General features: G+C 41.8%; 4 protein-coding genes. All 4 read right to left on the reverse strand.

Annotation, left to right across the window (positions count from 1 at the left end; genetic code table 11):
• Positions 1 to 130: 130 nt before the first annotated feature.
• Positions 131 to 1,279, reverse strand: coding sequence for a choloylglycine hydrolase family protein (locus F6K57_RS23420; protein WP_293070945.1), 1,149 nt, complete (start codon positions 1,277 to 1,279; stop codon positions 131 to 133).
• 1,387 nt (positions 1,280 to 2,666) lie between these two features.
• Complete coding sequence (locus F6K57_RS23425; RefSeq protein ID WP_293070947.1) at positions 2,667 to 2,954, reverse strand: hypothetical protein; 288 nt, start codon at positions 2,952 to 2,954, stop codon at positions 2,667 to 2,669.
• 227 nt (positions 2,955 to 3,181) lie between these two features.
• Complete coding sequence (gene ovoA, locus F6K57_RS23430; RefSeq protein ID WP_293070949.1) at positions 3,182 to 4,534, reverse strand: 5-histidylcysteine sulfoxide synthase; 1,353 nt, start codon at positions 4,532 to 4,534, stop codon at positions 3,182 to 3,184.
• Positions 4,535 to 4,675: 141 nt separating this feature from the next.
• Positions 4,676 to 5,707 (reverse strand): L-histidine N(alpha)-methyltransferase, encoded by a 1,032-nt coding sequence (gene egtD / locus F6K57_RS23435; protein WP_293070951.1) that lies wholly within the window; start codon positions 5,705 to 5,707, stop codon positions 4,676 to 4,678.
• Between the last annotated feature and the right edge of the window lie 627 nt (positions 5,708 to 6,334).

Below are 6,334 nucleotides of genomic sequence, written 5' to 3' on the forward strand. Positions count from 1 at the left end.
TTACTAAACTCCAGTGTCAAGATACGGCAATCGCAGTATCTTGAATAAAAGAAGCGATTGCATCAAATTTAGGACTACCAGCAGTTCTTCCAGGGGACAAGTCTTGGGGATAGGTTAATCTAAACTCTAGTTAGGATGAAACGCTCTCCTTTCCAGGAGTCCGATCCTCGATATTCTGTTCCTTCTGCAGATCAAGGGGGAACGTCTGCACATCACTAATAGTTTCAAAGTCTAAGCTGCCAACATCAATCTTGCGGACTTGACGGTTGTGTTGAGTATGGTAATAGGTTACCTTGTTTGTGAGATCCTGAGCCGTTGTCCAAAGGGTTGAACTCCGCATACCTGATTTGTCTAGATCTTCACCTTCAGATCCCTCGGATGCTCCGAGCGGAACATTAAAATTATCAAGTATACGAAACAATTCATACATCGTCTCAAGTCCGTCACTGGTTGGTCTTGCAGTTTGAGTAAAAGCAACAGCACGGATCAAACGTGATGGAGGTGTAAAATCTCCTGGAAGCCCAATCATTCCACTACCGCTACCTAATGGGCTAAAATTAATTGAGCCAATCTCCTGATCTGGAAGAGCTACAGCAGAGAGATTGACATAATTTCGTAAATTAGTGATATGCCAGTCGTATGTTGGGGCGTTAGTAATAACCCCTAGTTCCGCATCAAAGATTTGTGGTTTGCCTTGTAACCATTCAATGACGATCTGTTCACCCGAAGGATCGCTGACCATCAAGTGAATTGGTGCAGGTATCTCAAGAGCTGGTTCAACAACGTTGACCACTACGATCTGGTTTATTGCCTGACGAACATCATCTAATGTGGCACAGGTGGAAAGAAGATAGTTGGCAACATCGGTCGGTGCCATTGACTTGTCTGCGATGATTGAATCATAATCTATATATTCAGCGAAACCTGGATGATAAAAGACTCCGGCAGTTAATCCCTTTTCATTCATACCATCAAAGACAATTGGCTGATTTAGACCATCTATTCCTACTACTCCATATTTGCCAGTCCACTGTATACCAGGCAAATGGACATTCTTATCGTTAGAGAGTTCCGTAACAAACTCGTGGCCTCTGGGCAGGATCAATATTCGAGATTCTATATCAAAGACACCCCATTCCAGTGTTCGACCATAGACCATAGCACCGTCTTCTGCTGTTAGGGTGATACCTGTGCAAGCATAAGCAACAGGCATTAGGCTAATTAAACAAAACATAAAGGCTAAAGCCAATGTCAGCACTCTTGATTTTATGTTTTTCATCACTCAGCTAATTTTTGATGCTGTACACAATAAGTTATACTTTTTTTCCTGTGAAGAAGGCAACGAGTAATTATGCCTAATTTTTCCATTCTACTGAAGTTTAGACTAACCTACTTCCCCAGGGCTATTTCATTCTAAATAGGTTTTTGAGTGTGTTAAGGCTAAAGCCAGCCCGACGCTGGGCTTGAGCCATATTTTGAAAACCATTGTCCCGATATAAATTCAGAGGCAAAGTTGCGTGCCAGTGCCCAAATTTGTAAGCCTAGGTGGGGTACGAATCCGTGAAGCATCTTCCCCTTTAGTTACCGATACGGACATAATGCACTTTGTTCTCCACTCCCCAATAGCCTCGAATCCGTTTGGCAAAAGCGTCAGCCGTATCGATAAATGAGGCAACAAAGAGCGCGAGTTTCGTGGGAAACTTCAATCAGAGAAGCCCGATAGATTCGACGTTCACCACTCCACTCGAATCAGGGTGCTCAGTCGTGGTAAAATCGGCGTTGCTGAATCATGAAATGGTTTCACCTGAAAGGGGGATTTTATGATATTTTCAATAATAAATAAGAAGCCTAATTTATAATTCCAACATTTCTAATGATTTAGAATAGCAAAGAGTGCGTCGATGTAGTCTAGCCAAATAATGTTTTAATCTCATATTTTCATTTTATATTCTAGTCATATAAGTTGTCTTAGTTAAATGATCAATATCATCAAGAAATATTTTATAGACAACATATTTATCAGTAACATACCAAAAGCTATGCCAACATTGTCTTGATGCAGTCGCTCATGGTTTGAATTTACCGTAAGATAGTGGAGCCTTATTAAAAAATATTTAACCCTTTTCTGCATAACCTGCTAACTATAAAGGCTCCACTATCTAAGGTTTTGTCTCCGGGGGAAACCCCCAAGACCGCGCTGCATCGCTTTACGCTCTTCCAAAGCTTTTTAAAAGTTTCCGAACTCCGGTCACCAACTATAAAGTTTAAAATTCCGGGATAGCGCTTGTTAGCTGCGGTCCTTTGAAGTTACCGTAAGAGAGTGGCTAGAAGTTTCCGTAGAGAAGGGTAGCCTTTATAGTTGGTCGGCTGTGAGTAAAAGGGTTAAGTCTTGTTTAGTAAGGCTACCCTTCTCAAGGATTCAGCTCCGGCCTTTATAGAGACAGGTTATGGGTAATAGTTTGAAGTTATCTGAAATAAGGCCGGAGATGAAACCTTAGAATAAAGAAGCCTTTATAGGCGAAAGGCTATGGGTAAAAGGGATAAAACTCATGGAATAAGGCTTCTTTATTCTTACGGTAACTTCAAACCACTCTCTAAGGTTTCGTCTCACACCCAAACCTTGTTTTTTTTTAACAAAGGTTTGTAGCACATCTATTTCAGTAATTTCAGGGATTTATGAGCGTGAAACAACATACATCTTTTAAGCGTAAACTAATTTTTTTTACCCAACCTATTATGGTGGTATGGTGAACACCAGTCACTCTTTCTATGGCTCTAAAGCCCATGCCATTTAGATACATTTTTAAGCATAGCAATTTAGTTTTTTCATCGTAACCACGCTCAGTTTTAACCTCTATAAATTGTCGTCCACATTCGTTGCATTTATATCTTTGTTTTCCTCTTTGATGACCATATTTATGAGTTTTATTGCTATGACATCTAGGGCATTCCATGGTTTTATTTTTAGTATACCATTTTTGGGTTCAGCAACGCCGGAAAATCAGGTATACCATCAAGTTGATCACGCTTTACTGACGGTGCGTTATTTTTGCGGTAACTTCTGACCCGGTTTAAAAACACGGGGTTTTGGCTTGGGTAATTCCAGAAAATGGCCAAAATAGCGGTTTTATCACCAAAATTCCTATTTTTGGGAGATTTGGCGATTTACCGAGGGAGGATTTCAAGAAGCAGCAATTCTAAACCCAGCATGTTGGTAGAAGTAGGGACGGAACCAGTTACGATAGAATGTGGATGCCTCTGTTCCAGTAGTCACCCAAGCACCACCAAGCATCATGTTATGTTGGGTATCAAAGAAGGGAGCAGAATAATCTTCATAGAGCCGATGGGGCTTGAATCCTGGTAGCGGCTTGAAGTCATCACTGAGCCACTCCCATACATTCCCCCGCAGGTCATAGAGTCCAGCAGGACTTTTAGCAGTTTGTAACATACCCACTGGGCTAGGTGAGCCAAACTTGAGATTTAGATTGTAATCCTGTATCGCAAAGGGGTCTTGTTGGAAATTTGTGCTACTTTCATCCCTGCCAGCAGTGGCAAGATTCCACTCCGCTTCACTCATCAAACGAATCCCTTGCCCCTTCCAACGACAGTAAGCCATGGCTTCATGGTGATTAACTTCAACGGGCCAATCGAGAGGAAGGTCAATCTCGTCAAACATGGCTCGATACTTGTAGCCACTATTAGTAGGTATCCAGAATTTAGGGTGCTTGATATTATAGATTGTCTTCCACGTCCAGGATTCTTTATCCCAGTAATCTGGATTATCGTAGCCATTATCATTAATAAACTCCAGAAATTCTCCGTTGGTAATCAGATACTCACTGGCTAAAAACGGTTTAACCTCCACCGAACGATTGCCATATTCACTATCCCAGCCATAGGTAGGATAATCTTCTGGTTTACCAAGTTCTACCGAACCCCCAGAAACTTGGAGCATTTCATTCTTGGAAACCTTGTCATTAGAAACAGCATAATTCCAGCTCTCAGGACGTTCAAGCCGCTCTACAGGCAGTTGTCGGATCAGCATCGAAGAGGTTTCAAAGTGCGTGCGACTGTGTTCAATTCCCATCATCAGCGCCCAAAGAGGATGATTTTGATGAATTGGCAGATTCAGAGGAGTCTTTTCGATAGTTTCTATAACCACCCCATACACTTGATCTCGATAGCGCCAAACCTCTTCCACTGTCGGCCAGTGGATATCTTTGGTTGCTTGATCGAGTTCTTCAGGAGTTTCCGGGTCTACACCAATCTCAAACAGGATTTCATAGTTAGGATTAATGGGTTTATCCAATAACCCAACCCCAAGGAATTTATTGATGTAGAAAACAGCCGAGTGACCCAAATAGAAAATCAGACGATTTCTTAAGGGGTCGGGACTGATATAGAATGTTTCTTCCCCAACCAGACTTTTCATCAGAACATCTTCGAGTTCCCATGAATTCTTAAAGTAATTGATAATGGTTTCGCGACTGCAGCTGTCAAGGCGAGGGAATTGAGTAGATTCGAGAGTATCCATGGTTTGAGTGCCAAATATTATTCTTAAACTTAGGGGTGTCTATATTCAGCGGTCAGTGGTCAGCTAAAGGCTGATAACTGATACGCGACACGCTGATACGCGACACGCTGATACGCGACACGCTGATAGCTTACACGTCGATTACACACCCTGTATCTGACACAGGAGTAAACCAAACCATTGCTTGGTATCACTCCAAGCCTGAACTGTGTTTAGTCCCCGACCTTTTAGATAGTGCTGCATCTGCTCCAAATTGAATTTGCGAGAAATTTCTGTAAGGATGCTTTCTCCTGCTTGGAAATCAACGGTTAAATCCAGGCTGGCTAAGCGCACAACATGGGTTTCCTGGCAATGTAAATACATCTCAATCTGACTTTCCGATTGATTATAAATCCCCTGATGGGTAAACCGATCCAGGTCAAAATTTCCTTGGAAACGCCAGTTCAGATGTGCTAGCATATTCAGGTTAAATGCCCCAGTCACCCCCTGACTATCGTTATAGGCAGCTTCCAGAATCTCCTTGGGTTTTTGTAAGTCAATGCCCAGCAAAAAGTAATCTCCTGGTGCTAGTAAAGCTATCATTTTATCAAAAAAGCGATCGCACTGTTCAGGAGCAAAATTCCCCAAGCTACTACCCAAAAAGAAAACCATCCGCCTAGGTAATGGTGTCGGAGTTAATTGGCTAAGGGCCTGTTCATAGGTTCCCACCTGACCCTGAACCTTTAACTTGGGATAATCCAGCAACAGCTGCTTGGCACTCTCCTCAAGAATCTCCCCACTGACATCAATAGGAACATAGCGCAAGGGATATCCCTGGTTTTCATAGGCATCCAACAACAAGCGAGTCTTGGTAGAACTGCCACTACCCAGCTCCACCAATTCGCAAGCTCCCGTCAATTGAGCAACCTCTACAGCATACTGTTGTAAAATTTCTGCTTCTGTGCGGGTGGGATAATATTCCGGTAACTCGCAGATTTGCTCAAATAATTGGGAGCCTTTTTCATCGTAAAAGTAACGAGGTGGCAAAGATTTCGGCCTTTGGGTTAATCCTCGAATGATATCTTTGCCATCATCTGTTGCAGTAGGCAGGTTGGCACTCCCGAGATAGTTAATTCGTAGGCGATCCTCACTGAATCTCAGATTCTCTGTGGTCTCTTTAAAAGTTGTTGACATAATACTCTTTTAAATTTAGTTTTCCAAAAACAGTTTTCCAAAAACAGTACATTTATACTGCTTAAGAGATGATCTAATTAGCACCGGTTAAGAGTACCATAATTTTTACCAGTTTTGAATAGCTCTTACTTTGGACAGCGAACCCAGGGATTTAGCTATACTTTGTCGATTCTGAGGGCAGGGCAAACGCATCTATCTAAATTAATCTAAATTAGATTGACAAATAAGCAATAGTGTGATATACAAAAACAAGGTTAACTTGATCACGAAATATAAGATAATGAATTCATCACTAATTTTTAGAAGTTGAGTTGTCTGACAAATGAAAAACGGCGTCTTAATGCAAAGCGCGAGTGGGTGAAACCCCCGTAAGACATAACCGCAGGATGGGGGAGCCTTGTCTTGATGCACTTAAAATTAGATAGATTAATCACGAAAAATGAAAATAGATGACATTAACAAATGATAGTTTTACCGATGCTTTTTCTGATTCAGTAGGCACCCTGGAGAGCCTGCAGAAATCTGCGATCGCATACTTATTCTCAGATCCAAGACTACAGATAGTCAAACTCAACGACCAAGAATATATGGATTGCCAAATTGCCTATCGCAGTCAGCAGAACGAAC

The organism is Moorena sp. SIO4A5 (genome assembly GCF_010672005.1).
Taxonomy (GTDB): Bacteria; Cyanobacteriota; Cyanobacteriia; order Cyanobacteriales; family Coleofasciculaceae; genus Moorena.